Origin of the sequence: Streptomyces sp. NPDC051286 (genome assembly GCF_044455345.1) — a bacterium.
GTDB lineage: Bacteria > Actinomycetota > Actinomycetes > Streptomycetales > Streptomycetaceae > Streptomyces.
The window spans coordinates 22,817-37,330 of record NZ_JBITER010000026.1; the positions used below are offsets into that span (position 1 = coordinate 22,817).

Sequence of the window (14,514 nt, forward strand, 5' to 3'; positions counted from 1 at the left end):
ACTATACCCATCCGCGCTCCCGCGCGAGACGCACCGCCGCATGACGGTTCTCCGCGCCGAGCTTCGAAGCGGCCGCGGAGAGGTAATTCCGGACGGTTCCCTGCGACAGCGACGCCCGCTCCGCGATCTCCGCGACCGGTGCCCCGTCCGCCGCCAGTTCCAGCACCTCGGCCTCGCGCACCGTCAGCGGCGAGTCCCCGGCGGAGATCGCGTCGGCAGCCAACTCCGGGTCCACATAACGGTTTCCGGCGTGGACGGTACGAATGATGCCGGCCAGCTGCCGGGCGCTGACCGTCTTCGGGACGAACGCCCGCACGCCCGCCGCGAGCGCCCGTTTCAGGTGTCCGGGGCGGCCATGACTCGTCACGATCATGGTCCGGCAGCCGGGCAGTTCAGCCCGCAGCGATGTGGCCACACTCACACCGTCCGCGCCCGGCATCTCCAGATCGAGGACCGCGACATCGGGGCGATGGGCGCGCGCCATGGCGAGCGCCTCCGGACCGGTCGCGGCCTCCGCGACCACCACGAGGTCGTCCTCCAGCGCGAGCAGCGCGGCCAGCGCGCCCCGGATCAGATGCTCGTCGTCGGCGAGCAGCACCCGTACGGTCTGCGCGGTCGTCATCGTTCCTCCGGCAAGGGGGCCGTGCGCGGCCGCGGTACCGGGAGGGTTGCCGTCAGCCGGAAGAGCCCGTTCCCCGCCGGACCCGCGTCCAGCGAACCGCCCAGCGTGCCCAGTCGCTCCCGTAGCCCGGCCAGCCCGGAACCACCCGCACCGGCCATCGCCACCCCCGCGCCCGCCCCGTCGTTCTCCATGTCCAGCACCACCGAGTCCGCGGTCGCCCCGAGCCGGATCGTGCAGCGCCGCGGATCGCCGTGCCGCAGCACATTGGTCGCCGCCTCCCGCACGACCCAGCCGAGGGCCGACTGCACGGGCGTGGGCAGGCCCGTACCGGCGGTCCCCTCGATGGCGCACTCGATTCCCGCCGCCCGCAACACGCTCTGCGCCCCGACGAGTTCCGTCTGCAGATCTGCCTCCCGGTAGCCCCGTACGACGTCGCGGATCTCCTGCTGGGAGGCGCGGGCGATCCGCTGCACCTCCACCATCTGGTCCACGGCCTGCGGCTTGCCGCGCTGCGCCAGCTCCACCGCCAGCTCGCTCTTCAGCGCGATCACGGCGAGATTGCGGCCCAGCACGTCATGCATGTCCCGGCCGAACCGCAGCCGCTCCTCGGCAACCGCCAGCCGCGCCTCCACGTCCCGGGCCTCCTGGAGCTTCCACATCACATCCAGCGTCCAGGCGGAGCAGCGCGAGGTCAGCACGGTCCAGCCGCCCCAGAAACCGACCGACAGCAGAACGTCGAAGACCCGCTCACTGCCTCCGACGAGCGCGCAGACCCCGCAGAGCGCCGCCAGCAGGATCGCGTGCGCCAGGGCCACGGTCCGCCGTCGCACACTCAGGCTGAACCACATGCCGAACGGCAGGACAGCTCCTCCGAGCGCCACCCACAGATCGGGGAACCCGTCCGGCCCGGCACTCTCGGCGAGCGCCACCGTGGTCGCCAGGTTCACGGCCATCAGCGCGCCCCCGCAGAGCAGTTGCCCGCTGCCGGCCACCGCCCGGCCCAGGTACGTGTCGAGCGCGGGTGACGTCATCCGGGTGGCGTGCACGCCCTGAGCCACCGCGAGCAGACAGACGGTGATGATCAGCCAGGGCGCGGCGGACGCGCGGACCGGGCGGGTCAGCGACAGGGCCGACTGCACGGCGACCCCCAGCCACACCAGGCTGTACAGCGTCCCGCGGGTGTAAAGATCGACCTTGTCGAGCCCGCTGCGGCCGCACCGGCCCCGTATCCGCTCCCACACAGCACACCCCCCTCACGGCCTGCCCCACGACGGGGACGGGCTCCCGACACCCTGCGGCTGCGCGTGCGGCGTTGTCGTCGAAGCCGCATGACGCCGCTTGCTGATCCACTCCCCACCGCAGGGGAGGCCGTCAGCGCCGCGGTTCCCAGCGGAACCGCCGCTGCACAGCAAACACCGCGAGCGCCGTCCAGGCCAGCGCGTTCAGCCCCGCCCCGAGCAGGCCGGCGCCCTCGCCGCCGAGCCAGCCGGTCCGCACGAGGGTCATCACACCGGTCATCGGCAGCAGTTCGCACACCTCTGCAATCCCGTCCGGCAGCACGTCCAGGGGCACGAAGAGCCCGGAGCCCACCATCGAGACGAGGAACAGCGGCAGGGTGGTGAGCTGGGCGGTCTGTACGGTGCGGGTCACCGCGGACGTCGCTGCCGCCAGCGCGGTCAGCATCACCACACCCACCAGCAGCCCGGCTGCGAGCAGCTCGGGCCGCCGCGGCCCGCCGAGCCCGAACACGGCCGCGCCGACCGAGATCATCAGTACGGTTTGTGCGAGCGCCAGCGCCACCGACGGCATCGCGGTCCCGGTGAGGATCTCCCGGTCGGGCACCTCCCCGGTACGCAGCCGCTTCAGCACCAGATCCTCGCGCCGCGCGACATAGGCGGCGACCAGGTTCATGTAGACGACCTGGATCAGCACCATGCCGACACCGCCGCTCAGCGCCGCTCCGGCCACGGTCACCCCGGTCCCGGCGAGGTCGACCGATTCGAGCGACGACTTCATCGCCACGACCATCACGACGGGGACGAGCAGCGCGACGAAGACCGCCGATCTGTTCCGCAGCAGCAGCGTCAGCTCGGCCCGTCCGAGAGCGCTCAGCCGTCCCCGGACCGTCGTGCCGGTCATGCCGTCACCGCCGCTTCCTGCGCCGTCCGCGCGATATCGAGAAATGCCTCTTCGAGCGATGCCGAACGGGCGTCGAGCCGCAGGAGTTCCACGTCGGACTCCCTTGCCCAGCCGAGCAGTTCGCCCAGTGAGTCCTGCAGCCGGCGGGTGCGGATCCCGATCCGCCGCCCGTCGGCCGCGGCCCGCAGCCCCAGCGGCAGCCGCCCCGCACCGACCCCCACGGGCAGCTCGAACCGGATCCGGGCCGGACGGGACGCGGTCACCTCGGCGGGGGTCCCCGCGACCACGATCCGGCCCCGGTGCATGATTGCCAGCCGGCCGGCGAGTGATTCCGCCTCTTCCAGGTAGTGCGTGGTGAGAAGGACCGTCGTGCCGCCGTCCCGCAGCGTGCGCACCAGCTCCCAGGTGTCCCGCCGCCCCTCGGCATCGAGTCCGGTGGTCGGCTCGTCCAGGAACAGCACGTCCGGCCTGCCGAGCAGCGCCAGCGCCAGGTCGAGGCGTCGCTTCTCGCCGCCGGAGAGCTGCTTGACCCGGACGCGCGCGCGGCCGGTGAGACCGACGAGCCCCAGCGCCTCACCGGTGGGCCGCGGTGCGCTGGTGCATCCCGCCCACATCCGCAGGGTCTCGGAGACCGTGAGATCGGACGGGAAGCCGCCCTCCTGGAGCATCACCCCGATCCGGGGGCGGACGGCGGCGCGCTCGCGGTACGGGTCGTGGCCGAGCACTCGTACGACCCCGCCGTCGGGCCGGGCCAGGCCCTCCAGCAATTCGACGGTGGACGTCTTGCCCGCGCCGTTCGTTCCGAGCAGCGCGAAGATTTCGCCGCGCGCCACAGAGAAGGAGATCTCGCTCACAGCCTCGAAGCCGCCGGCATAGCGGCGCCGCACCCCGTCCGCCTCGATCACGCATTCATCGCTGGTCATGTCCTCAGACTTCCGCCGGATCATGGCGGTGAGCAGTGCGAGCTGTCACCACTGCCCATGACAAACGTCATGCGGGACCGGGGCCGACGGGTGCCGGAATACGACGAAGGCCCTGGTCTGTATCGACCAGGGCCTTCGATCAAGAGCGGACGACGAGATTCGAACTCGCGACCCTCACCTTGGCAAGGTGATGCTCTACCAACTGAGCCACGTCCGCATTGCTGCCGCTCAGCTTTCACTGGGCGGTGCGAACACCACTCTACCCGATCCACCGGAGTGGTTGTTGAGAGCGATGCAGAGCGGGTGACAGGAATTGCACACTGCGCCTTCCCCCTGGAAGGGGGATGTTCTGCTACTGAACTACACCCGCACGCTGCGTGAGGCCCGGCTTTTCGGCCTTGCCCCTCGGCGTGCTCCAGACTCTAGCCGAACTGATGGGGTGTCGCGCAAGTCGGTGCCGCGGGGTGTCGCCGCGGGGTCCGTGCAGGGTGTCGTTCAACTGGCCTCGCGGAACGCCTCGTAGACCTTCTTGGGGATCCGGCCGCGGGCCGGCACGTCCATCCGGTGCGAGCGGGCCCAGGCGCGCACGGCCGCCGGGTCGGGTTCCAGTGAGGTGTGCCGGTATGAGGCGGGAGTCCTGCCGCGCTTGCCGGTATTTGTCTGCTTGCGGCCGGCCGCCATGTACGGCGCGAGGGCCTTGCGCAGTTTCTTTGCATTGGACGGATTCAGGTCGATCTCGTACGACTTCCCGTCCAGGGCGAAGGTGACCGTTTCCGCCGCTGCTCCCCCGTCGATGTCGTCGGAGAGGGTGACCACTACGCGCTGAGCCACGGATATCGGTCCTTTCCTACGGCATCGGCGCGTCTGGCATGCGCTGATGACCGGCCTTCCGGCTGCTAGGCGGATGCGGGTCGACCGGTGTCGACTGTTTAGGGGTAATCCTGCTTTCCCCGGTAATCATTTGTACAGCGACAGGCACCGCATTGTGAAGCCCGGCCAATTGCCTCCGCGTGTCCGCCTTCTATGTAAGTGCCGTGAGGATTTCTCTTTGCGGAACTTTTCCCGCCTGTTGTCACAGCCGATATCTCCACGTGATCGAGCCCGTTTGATATCTACCCGCGTAGAATTTCTGGGCAGGTAGGCTGAGGGGACTTGCGGGGGTCTGGGGAGCCCCCCGGAGAAACAGCCGCACCACACCACCACCGGGAGTGCCAGTGGCACGCGTCGTAGTCGACGTCATGCTCAAGCCGGAGATCCTCGACCCGCAGGGACAGGCGGTGCAGCGTGCACTGCCCCGTCTCGGTTTCGAGGGAATCGCGGACGTACGTCAGGGAAAGCGTTTCGAGCTGGAGGTCGAGGGGCCGGTCGATGATGCCGCCCTCGGTCGCATTCACGAGATGGCCGAGACGTTCCTCGCCAACACCGTCATCGAGGACTTCACCGTGAAGGTGGAGAAGGCCGAGGAGTCGAAGTGACTGCTCGTATCGGAGTCGTCACCTTTCCGGGCACGCTCGACGACCAGGACAGCCTGAGGGCCGTACGGGTCGCGGGCGCCGAACCCGTATCGCTGTGGCACCGCGACAAGGACCTGCACCAGGTCGACGCGGTCATCCTGGCGGGCGGCTTCTCCTACGGCGACTATCTGCGGGCCGGGGCCATCTCCCGGTTCTCGCCGGTCATGGAGACCGTCATCGAGCAGGCCAGGGCGGGGATGCCGGTCCTCGGCATCTGCAACGGCTTCCAGATCCTGACCGAGGCGCATCTGCTGCCCGGCGCGATGCTGCGCAACAACCACTTGCACTTCATCTGCCGCGACCAGAAGCTCCGCGTCGAGAACGCGGAGACCGCCTGGACCTCGGACTACTCCGCGGGCCAGGAGATCTCCGTACCGCTCAAGAACATGGACGGGCGTTACGTCGCCGATGAGCGCGTCCTCGACGAGCTGGAGGCGGAGGGCCGCGTCGCCTTCCGCTACCTGGACGTGAACCCCAACGGCTCGCTCCGCGACATCGCCGGCATCACCAACGCCGCGGGCAATGTCGTCGGTCTGATGCCGCACCCGGAGCACGCCGTCGAGCCGCTGGTCGGAACCGGTCGCACCGACGGTCTCGGTTTCTTCACCTCGATCATCAAGAAGCTGGTCAACGCATGAGCCTGGATACGGTCAAGCACGCGGCCGAGACCCCGGACGTCGAGCAGCCCTGGAAGGAGCTCGGCCTCAAGGAGGACGAGTACGCCCGGATCCGCGAGATCCTGGGCCGCCGTCCCACTGGCGCCGAGCTCGCCATGTACTCCGTGATGTGGTCCGAGCACTGCTCGTACAAGAGCAGCAAGGTCCACCTCAAGCAGTTCGGCGAGAAGGTCCCCGCCAACGACGCGATGCTCGTCGGCATCGGCGAGAACGCCGGTGTGGTCGACGTCGGTCAGGGGTACGCGGTCACCTTCAAGGTCGAGTCGCACAACCACCCCTCGTACATCGAGCCCTACCAGGGCGCGGCCACCGGCGTCGGCGGCATCGTCCGCGACATCCTCGCCATGGGTGCCCGTCCGGTCGCGGTCGTCGACCCGCTGCGGTTCGGAGCGGCCGACCACCCCGACACCAAGCGGGTCCTCCCGGGTGTCGTCGCGGGTATCGGCGGGTACGGCAACTGCCTGGGGCTGCCCAACATCGGCGGCGAGGTCGTCTTCGACGCCTGCTACCAGGGCAACCCGCTCGTCAACGCAGGCTGCATCGGCGTGATGAAGCACGAGGACATCCACCTGGCCAAGGCCTCCGGCCCCGGCAACAAGGTGATCCTGTACGGCGCCCGCACCGGCGGCGACGGCATCGGCGGCGTCTCGGTCCTGGCCTCGGAGACCTTCGAGTCGACCGGTCCGGCGAAGCGCCCGGCCGTCCAGGTCGGCGACCCGTTCCAGGAGAAGCTCCTCATCGAGTGCACCCTGGAGATCTTCGGCGAGAAGCTCGTCGCGGGCATCCAGGACCTCGGCGGCGCGGGTCTCTCCTGCGCCACTTCGGAGCTGGCCTCCGCCGGTTCCGGTGGTATGCGCGTCGAGCTGGACACCGTTCCGCTGCGCGACTCCTCCCTCTCGCCCGAGGAAATCCTCATGAGCGAGTCGCAGGAGCGCATGTGCGCGATCGTCGAGCCGCAGCACGTGGACCGCTTCCTGGAGATCTGCGAGAAGTGGGACGTCATCGCCACCGTCATCGGTGAGGTGACCGAGGGCTCGCAGCTGGAGATCTTCTGGCACGGCGAGCAGATCGTCGACGTGCCGCCGCGGTCCGTCGCCCACGAGGGCCCGACGTACCACCGCCCGTTCGCCCGCCCGTCCTGGCAGGACGCGCTGCAGGCCGACGACGCGAACAAGCTGCCCCGCCCGGCGAACGCCGCCGAGCTGCGCGAGCAGGTGCTGAAGCTGGTCGCCTCCCCGAACCAGGCCTCGAAGGCATGGATCACGGACCAGTACGACCGGTTCGTGCAGGGCAACACCGTGCTCGCGATGCCCGAGGACGCCGGCATGGTCCGGATCGACGAGAAGTCGAACCTGGGCGTGGCCATGGCGACCGACGGCAACGGCCGGTACGCGAAGCTCGACCCGTACACGGGTGCACAGCTCGCGCTGGCGGAGGCGTACCGCAATGTCGCCACATCCGGCGCCAAGCCGCTCGCCATCTCGGACTGCCTGAACTTCGGTTCGCCCGAGGACCCGGACGTCATGTGGCAGTTCGCCGAGGCCACCCGCGGTCTCGCGGACGGCTGCCTGGAGCTGGGCACCCCGGTCACCGGCGGCAATGTGTCGCTGTACAACCAGACCGGTGAGACGGCGATCCACCCGACACCGGTCGTGGCCGTGCTCGGCGTGATCGACGACGTGACGCGGCGTACCCCGGTCGCCTTCAAGGACGAGGGCCAGCTCCTCTACCTCCTCGGCGACACGCGTGAGGAGTTCGGCGGCTCGGCCTGGTCCGAGGTCGTCCACAACCACCTCGGCGGGCTGCCGCCCAAGGTCGACCTGGGCCGCGAGAAGCTGCTCGGCGAGATCCTGATCTCGGCGTCCCGCGACGGCATGGTCGACGCGGCGCACGACCTCTCCGACGGCGGCCTGATCCAGGCGGTCACCGAGTCCTGCCTCCGCGGCGGGAAGGGTGCCCGGCTGGTGGTGCCGGACGGTCTGGACGCGTTCACGTTCCTGTTCTCCGAGTCTGCGGGCCGCGCGGTCGTCTCGATTCCGCGCAGCGAGGAGCTCCGCTTCAACGACATGTGCGGGGCGCGGGGTCTGCCCGTCACCCGGATCGGTGTCGTGGACGGCGAGGAGATCGAGGTCCAGGGCGAGTTCAGCATCCCGCTGAGCGAACTCCGCACGGCCCACGAGGCGACGATCCCCGGTCTGCTCGCCTGAGCCGGAGCGCTGTTCGACTGCGTGGCATCTGAGCCCCCGCCCGGTCCGCCGGGCGGGGGCTTCGTCGTGGGGACACCCCGTAGGCTCGCTCCCATGCCGCCGTCCCAGAAGCGCGCCCGCCGCTACGACCTCGCCCGGACCCGCACCGCCGTACAGGCGCAGTTCGCCCATGTCCGGTCAGCGGTCAGCACGCTGACGCCCGATCAGCTCGCCCTGCCGACCCGGCTCGGGGAGTGGACGGTGCGGGAGCTGGCCGTCCATCTGACCATGGCGGTCTCGAACGTCTGCCGGAACCTGGAGCTGCCCGAGCCGCCCGGGGACAAGCCCGAGGTCTCCCTGCTGGAGTGGCCGTTCTCGACCGCGGGGCGGGCCGGCCGGATCGCCGACGCCACCAGGGCGCTCGCCGCGGACCGTCCCGACCTCGACGCGTTGTACGCGGAGGTCGCCGACCGGTTCGACGCGGTGGTGCCGGGCGTGGGTGAGGACCGGCTGCTGCCGACCCGGGTCGGTGTGATGCGGCTGGGTGACTTCCTCGTCACCCGCACCGTCGAACTCGTCGTGCACACGGACGACCTGAGCGCGGCGACCGGGCTCGACATCCCGTACGACCGGCAGGCACTCGCCGCCTGCACCCGACTGCTCGCCGACGCCCTCGCGGAGAAGGCGCCCGGCGGCTCGGTGGAGGTGCGCGTTCCGCCGTTCGCCGTCGTCCAGTGCGTCCCGGGCCCGAAGCACACGCGCGGTACGCCGCCCAACGTCGTCGAGACCGATCCGCTGACCTGGATCCGGCTCGCGACCGGGCGTACGCGGTGGCGGGCGGCGCTCGATGCGGCAGAGGTCAGTGCCGGCGGCGAGCGGGCCGATCTCGGCGACCTGCTGCCGCTGCTCCGCTGAGAGGAACCGGACCGGCCCTTCGTGTCGTCACATGGCCATGCTCAGACACCGCATGCCTGTCAGCGTCGGCGTCCTGGCCCTCGGCGTACGTCTTCTCCCGGCACGCCCGCAGTTCGGCCGGCAGCTCCGGCTCGGCTTTTGCCCGGTTCGCCTGTTCCCGCGGGTCTGGGGCGAGCTGGAAGAGCCGGTCGGCGCCGTTCTCGCCCCGGTGGTACTTCCGGTCGCCGCGCCGCAGCACCCGCTCCCGTGACCGAGCGGTCACCGAGGGGCTGCGCGGGTCAGGAGGCCGCCAAGGGGGCATGCGCCCGTCAGTGCGGTCTCGCAGTCCGGACGCAGGGGCGAGGCGCACCAGCACCCCGCGCGCGGCGCACCGGCGGCCCGCGCACAGCGGAGCGGACCCGACGGTGACGCCGCCGGCGCGGAGAAGCCGCATACCGGCCTCGGCGGCACGCACCCGGTGTGAGGCTCGCCACGAAACGAGCGTTCGGCCAGCGCCCCCGGCGCCCCGTCGGCGGACTCACCGAGCGCCACCACCGGGCCCGGCACCCCCGGGGGCACCCCCTGGCTTGAACTAGCCGGTAAACGGCCGGGAGGCCGGGCGTCAGCCGCCCTGTAGCGGATCCTGCCCCGCCTCCGCCCCCCGCCGACAGCCGAATTCCGTCACTGCCCGTGACCGCGCACGTGGCCTCCGGAACGGCACTTCGGGCCTCTTCCCCGGTGCTCCGACGGGGTATCCCCAATTCGGACCAGTGGTCGACCTCGCCTACACTCGGTGGTGTGCCTCGTGGTGATGGACGACTCAACCACGACCTGCTCCCCGGAGAAAAGGGCCCCCAGGACGCTTGCGGCGTCTTCGGTGTCTGGGCTCCGGGTGAAGAGGTCGCCAAGCTCACCTATTTCGGACTGTATGCCCTGCAGCACCGTGGACAGGAGTCCGCGGGCATCGCAGTGAGCAACGGGTCCCAGATCCTGGTCTTCAAGGACATGGGACTGGTCTCGCAGGTCTTCGACGAAACGTCTCTGGGATCTCTCCAGGGCCATATCGCGGTCGGTCATGCCCGCTACTCCACCACCGGTGCCTCGGTGTGGGAGAACGCGCAGCCGACGTTCCGTGCGACCGCGCACGGCTCGATCGCCCTGGGTCACAACGGCAATCTGGTCAATACGGCCCAGCTCGCCGAGATGGTTGCCGACCTTCCCCGCAAGGACGGCCGCGCCACCCAGGTCGCCGCGACGAACGACACCGATCTGGTGACCGCCCTGCTCGCCGGCCAGACCGACGACGACGGCAAGCCGCTCACCATCGAACAGGCCGCCGCGAAGGTGCTCCCTGATGTCCGGGGTGCCTTCTCCCTCGTCTTCATGGACGAGCACACCCTCTACGCAGCCCGTGACCCGCAGGGCATCCGCCCGCTCGTCCTCGGCCGGCTGGAGCGTGGCTGGGTGGTGGCCTCCGAGTCCGCCGCCCTCGACATCTGCGGTGCCAGCTTCGTCCGCGAGATCGAGCCGGGCGAGCTCGTCGCCATCGACGAGAACGGCCTGCGCACCTCGCGCTTCGCGGAAGCGAAGCCCAAGGGCTGTGTCTTTGAGTACGTCTATCTGGCCCGCCCCGACACCGACATCGCCGGGCGCAACGTGTACCTCTCCCGCGTGGAGATGGGCCGCAGGCTGGCCGCCGAGGCCCCGGTCGAGGCCGATCTGGTCATAGCGACTCCGGAGTCCGGCACGCCCGCCGCCATCGGCTACGCGGAAGCAAGCGGCATCCCGTTCGGCGCCGGCCTGGTCAAGAACGCGTACGTCGGCCGGACCTTCATCCAGCCCTCCCAGACCATTCGCCAGCTGGGCATCCGCCTCAAGCTGAACCCGCTCAAGGAAGTCATCAAGGGCAAGCGCCTGGTGGTCGTCGACGACTCGATCGTCCGCGGCAACACCCAGCGCGCACTGGTCCGGATGCTCCGCGAGGCCGGTGCCGCCGAGATCCACATCCGGATCTCGTCCCCGCCGGTGAAGTGGCCCTGCTTCTTCGGCATCGACTTCGCGACCCGCGCGGAGCTGATCGCCAACGGCATGACGGTCGACGAGATCTCCACGTCCATGGGGGCCGACTCGCTCGCGTACATCTCGCTCGACGCGATGATCGAGGCGACCACGATCGCCAAGCCGAACCTGTGCCGCGCCTGCTTCGACGGTGAGTACCCGATGGAGCTCCCGGACCCGGAGCTGCTCGGCAAGCAGCTGCTGGAGACCGAGCTGGCGGCAGGCCCTGCGGCGACCGCGGCGGCCGACGCACTGCGTCGTCCGTGACCGGCCACGCACACCAGCCCTGCCACCAGCCCCGTATTTCCACACGAAAGATCCCAGGCAATGTCTGAGACAACAGGTGCTTCCTACGCGGCAGCGGGCGTCGACATCGAGGCCGGCGACCGTGCCGTCGAGCTGATGAAGGAGTGGGTGAAGAAGACGCAGCGCGCAGAGGTTGCGGGCCTTGGCGGCCTCGGCGGATTCGCCGGCCTCTTCGACGCCTCGGCCCTCAAGCGCTACGAGCGTCCGCTGCTCGCCTCCGCCACCGACGGCGTCGGCACGAAGGTCGACCTCGCCCGCAAGATGGGCGTGTACGACACCATCGGCCACGACCTCGTCGGCATGGTCGTCGACGACCTGGTCGTCTGCGGCGCCGAGCCGCTCTTCATGACCGACTACATCTGCGTCGGCAAAGTGCACCCCGAGCGTGTCGCGTCCATCGTGAAGGGCATCGCCGAAGGCTGCGTGCTCGCCGGCTGCGCCCTGGTCGGCGGCGAGACCGCCGAACACCCGGGCCTCCTCGGCCCCGACGACTTCGATGTCGCGGGCGCCGGTACGGGTGTGGTCGAGGCCGACCGGCTGCTCGGCCCGGAGCGTATCCGTAAGGGTGACGCGGTCATCGCGATGGCGTCGTCCGGACTTCACTCCAACGGGTACTCGCTCGTCCGCCACGTCTTCTTCGACCGGGCCGGCTGGACGCTGGACCGCGACGTCGAGGAGTTCGGCCGCACGCTCGGCGAGGAGCTCCTGGAGCCCACCAGGATCTACTCGCTGGACTGCCTGGCGCTGACCCGTACGACCGAGGTACACGGCTTCAGCCACGTCACCGGCGGCGGTCTCGCCAACAACCTGGCCCGGGTCATCCCGGACGCCCTGCACGCCACTGTCGACCGCTCCACGTGGACGCCCGGCGCGGTCTTCGACCTGGTCGGCAAGGCCGGTCAGGTCGAGCAGCTGGAGCTGGAGAAGACGCTCAACATGGGCGTCGGCATGATCGCGATCGTCCCGGCGGAATCCGTGGATGCCGCTCTGACGACGCTGGCCGACCGCGGGGTCGACTCCTGGGTGGCTGGCGAGATCACGGACCGCGGTACGCACGGCTCGGGTGCCGAGCTGGTCGGCACGTACGCGCGCTAGTGCAATGACCGGCAGCGTTTGCCCCATGCGAAGTGGCGTCCGGTGCGTGCGATCGCAGGGCTGCCGGACGCCCTGAGGTGGGTTCTCCCCTGCTCGAACGAAGCTGAGAGCTTGGGGAAGGAGCTACCAGGGCTTCCGGCCGACGCGGCGAGTGTGCGTGCCGGGCGGCGCGACGGGGCAGAGCCTGTCGGGAGGGGGAGTGGGACACGTGGCGGGGGCAGGGCACACCGATCCCGTCCGGTGACCATCTTGCTCTTGGTCGCCGGGCAGGCTCAAGCTGCCGATCGGCCCCGAAAAGCGCAACACAGAACCCGGTCCGGGCAGGCCCGGACCGGGTTCTGTGTCAGCGCGAGGTCAAGCGCCGCGGCGCTGTGACGACGGACCGGACTGGTCGTCCTCGTCCTCGTCGTCGTCATCGTTGTACAGGTCCGCGTACTGTGCGTACGGGTCATCTTCCTTGTCGTCGTCCTCGAACGGCTCTGCGTTCGGTGGCTGACTCGAAGGCGATGCGCCCAGCTCATTGGCCAGACGCGACAGGTCAGTCCCGCCGCTGCTGTACTTCAGCTGGCGGGCGACCTTTGTCTGCTTGGCCTTTGCCCGGCCGCGCCCCATGGCTCGACCCCCTCGGTGACGGGGCTCGACGGCCCCAGAGTCTTGACACGCGTTCATGTTTCAGGACGGACTCTCGGCAGAGAGACCGTGCCCGTAGGGCTTTAACGGTACCTGCTTCCGTGGCCATACGGTACGCCGCCCGCATCACACGCCCCGGAACAGGGCCAACGAGAAGCCCCGTCCTCGCTGGTCAACTGCGATTTTAACCTCTTCTCGGCATGCGACCCGCCGACCGGCGTGAGTCTTGTCTCGCCGGTCGGCGGGGCAGCGGTCCGAGGAACGGCCGCGACGCCCGGTGGGGGCTCTGTGACCGTCGGTGACGAGCGGTCAGGCGCGCCGCGCCTCGGCCATCCGCTGCTCGGCGATCCGGTCGGCCGCAGCGGCCGGCGGAATGCCGTCTTCCTTCGCACGTGCGAATATGGCCAGCGTGGTGTCGAAGATCTTCGACGCCTTCGCCTTGCATCGGTCGAAGTCGAAGCCGTGCAGCTCGTCGGCGACCTGGATGACGCCGCCCGCGTTCACCACGTAGTCGGGGGCGTACAGGATCGAACGGTCCGCGAGATCCTTCTCGACGCCCGGGTGTGCCAGCTGGTTGTTGGCCGCGCCGCACACCACCTTGGCCGTGAGCACCGGGACGGTCTCGTCGTTCAGCGCACCGCCGAGCGCGCACGGGGCGTAGATGTCGAGGCCTTCGGTACGGATCAGCGCGGCGGTGTCCGCGGCGACGGCCACCTCGGGGTGGAGATCGGTGATCCGGCGTACCGATTCCTCCCGGACGTCCGTGACCACGACCTCGGCGCCGTCCGACAGCAGATGTTCGACGAGGTGGTGGCCGACCTTGCCGACGCCCGCGACCGCCACTTTTCGGCCACGCAGCGTCGGGTCGCCCCAGAGGTGCTGGGCCGAGGCCCGCATGCCCTGGAAGACACCGAACGCGGTGAGGACGGAGGAGTCGCCGGCGCCGCCGTTCTCCGGGGAGCGGCCGGTGGTCCACCGGCACTCGCGGGCGACGACGTCCATGTCGGAGACGTACGTGCCGACGTCGCAGGCGGTCACGTAGCGCCCGCCGAGCGAGGCCACGGCCCGGCCGTAGGCCAGCAGCAGTTCCTCGGTCTTGATCTTCTCGGGGTCGCCGATGATGACGGCCTTGCCGCCGCCGTGGTCGAGACCGGCCATGGCGTTCTTGTACGACATGCCGCGCGCCAGGTTCAGCGCATCCGCGACGGCCGCCTCCTCGGAGGCGTACGGATAGAAGCGGGTGCCGCCGAGGGCCGGGCCCAGGGCGGTGGAGTGGATGGCGATGACGGCCTTGAGGCCGCTGGCGCGGTCCTGGCAGAGCACGACTTGCTCGTGTCCCCCCTGATCCGAGTGGAACAGGGTGTGCAGGACGCCGTCGGTCACATCGGTCACGGTGGTGACTCCCAAGTACGAAGCGGCGGAAGACCCTCCTGAAGGTGGGGAGGGCCCCGGACCGACCGGCACGGACGG

14 protein-coding genes and 2 tRNA genes are annotated in these 14,514 nt (G+C 69.9%); 7 read left to right on the forward strand and 9 right to left on the reverse strand.

What is annotated here, in order from left to right:
- Window position 1 precedes the first annotated feature (1 nt).
- From ACIBB8_RS24535 to ACIBB8_RS24565, 7 genes are all read right to left on the reverse strand, one after another.
- Complete coding sequence (locus tag ACIBB8_RS24535; protein ID WP_398955472.1) at window positions 2-622, reverse strand: response regulator; 621 nt, start codon at window positions 620-622, stop codon at window positions 2-4.
- Complete coding sequence (locus tag ACIBB8_RS24540) at window positions 619-1,863, reverse strand: sensor histidine kinase (RefSeq protein ID WP_398955474.1); 1,245 nt, start codon at window positions 1,861-1,863, stop codon at window positions 619-621. Before ACIBB8_RS24540 ends, ACIBB8_RS24535 begins: the two co-directional genes overlap by 4 nt.
- Before the next feature lie 130 nt (window positions 1,864-1,993).
- Window positions 1,994-2,761 (reverse strand): ABC transporter permease, encoded by a 768-nt coding sequence (locus ACIBB8_RS24545; RefSeq protein WP_398955476.1) that lies wholly within the window; start codon window positions 2,759-2,761, stop codon window positions 1,994-1,996.
- Window positions 2,758-3,684 carry an ABC transporter ATP-binding protein gene (locus ACIBB8_RS24550; RefSeq protein WP_398955478.1) on the reverse strand — a complete coding sequence of 309 codons (927 nt, stop codon included), beginning with the start codon at window positions 3,682-3,684 and terminating at the stop codon, window positions 2,758-2,760. Before ACIBB8_RS24550 ends, ACIBB8_RS24545 begins: the two co-directional genes overlap by 4 nt.
- Before the next feature lie 144 nt (window positions 3,685-3,828).
- Window positions 3,829-3,901, reverse strand: a tRNA-Gly gene (locus ACIBB8_RS24555).
- 81 nt (window positions 3,902-3,982) lie between these two features.
- Window positions 3,983-4,054, reverse strand: a tRNA-Gly gene (locus ACIBB8_RS24560).
- A gap of 125 nt (window positions 4,055-4,179) precedes the next feature.
- Entirely contained in the window at window positions 4,180-4,515 is a 336-nt protein-coding gene (locus ACIBB8_RS24565) for an Lsr2 family protein (RefSeq protein ID WP_398955480.1), read from the reverse strand.
- A gap of 383 nt (window positions 4,516-4,898) precedes the next feature.
- Here ACIBB8_RS24565 and purS point away from each other — a divergent pair, with 383 nt between their 5' ends.
- The 7 genes from purS to purM all read left to right on the forward strand — a co-directional run bounded on the left by purS (window position 4,899) and on the right by purM (window position 12,414).
- Window positions 4,899-5,159: a phosphoribosylformylglycinamidine synthase subunit PurS gene (gene purS, locus ACIBB8_RS24570; RefSeq protein WP_037695153.1), complete on the forward strand. Its 261-nt coding sequence runs from the start codon at window positions 4,899-4,901 to the stop codon at window positions 5,157-5,159.
- Window positions 5,156-5,836, forward strand: coding sequence for a phosphoribosylformylglycinamidine synthase subunit PurQ (purQ, locus tag ACIBB8_RS24575; protein WP_398955482.1), 681 nt, complete (start codon window positions 5,156-5,158; stop codon window positions 5,834-5,836). The genes purS and purQ overlap by 4 nt, the downstream gene beginning before the upstream one ends.
- On the forward strand, window positions 5,833-8,082 hold the full coding sequence (gene purL / locus ACIBB8_RS24580) for a phosphoribosylformylglycinamidine synthase subunit PurL (RefSeq protein ID WP_398955484.1): 2,250 nt from the start codon (window positions 5,833-5,835) through the stop codon (window positions 8,080-8,082). Before purQ ends, purL begins: the two co-directional genes overlap by 4 nt.
- A gap of 93 nt (window positions 8,083-8,175) precedes the next feature.
- Window positions 8,176-8,976 carry a sterol carrier family protein gene (locus ACIBB8_RS24585; protein WP_398955487.1) on the forward strand — a complete coding sequence of 267 codons (801 nt, stop codon included), beginning with the start codon at window positions 8,176-8,178 and terminating at the stop codon, window positions 8,974-8,976.
- A gap of 52 nt (window positions 8,977-9,028) precedes the next feature.
- Entirely contained in the window at window positions 9,029-9,226 is a 198-nt protein-coding gene (locus ACIBB8_RS24590; RefSeq protein ID WP_398955489.1) for a hypothetical protein, read from the forward strand.
- A 527-nt stretch (window positions 9,227-9,753) separates the two neighbouring features.
- Window positions 9,754-11,280 carry an amidophosphoribosyltransferase gene (gene purF / locus ACIBB8_RS24595; protein ID WP_398955491.1) on the forward strand — a complete coding sequence of 509 codons (1,527 nt, stop codon included), beginning with the start codon at window positions 9,754-9,756 and terminating at the stop codon, window positions 11,278-11,280.
- Window positions 11,281-11,340: 60 nt separating this feature from the next.
- The gene (purM, locus tag ACIBB8_RS24600; RefSeq protein ID WP_398955493.1) at window positions 11,341-12,414 is read left to right on the forward strand and encodes a phosphoribosylformylglycinamidine cyclo-ligase; all 1,074 of its coding nucleotides are present in this window, start codon (window positions 11,341-11,343) and stop codon (window positions 12,412-12,414) included.
- 354 nt (window positions 12,415-12,768) lie between these two features.
- Here purM and ACIBB8_RS24605 read toward each other — a convergent pair whose 3' ends face one another.
- Together ACIBB8_RS24605 and ACIBB8_RS24610 are read right to left on the reverse strand one after the other, a co-directional pair.
- On the reverse strand, window positions 12,769-13,026 hold the full coding sequence (locus ACIBB8_RS24605; RefSeq protein ID WP_358858233.1) for a DUF3073 domain-containing protein: 258 nt from the start codon (window positions 13,024-13,026) through the stop codon (window positions 12,769-12,771).
- A 327-nt stretch (window positions 13,027-13,353) separates the two neighbouring features.
- Window positions 13,354-14,436 carry a Glu/Leu/Phe/Val dehydrogenase dimerization domain-containing protein gene (locus tag ACIBB8_RS24610; protein WP_358858234.1) on the reverse strand — a complete coding sequence of 361 codons (1,083 nt, stop codon included), beginning with the start codon at window positions 14,434-14,436 and terminating at the stop codon, window positions 13,354-13,356.
- Window positions 14,437-14,514: the final 78 nt, after the last annotated feature.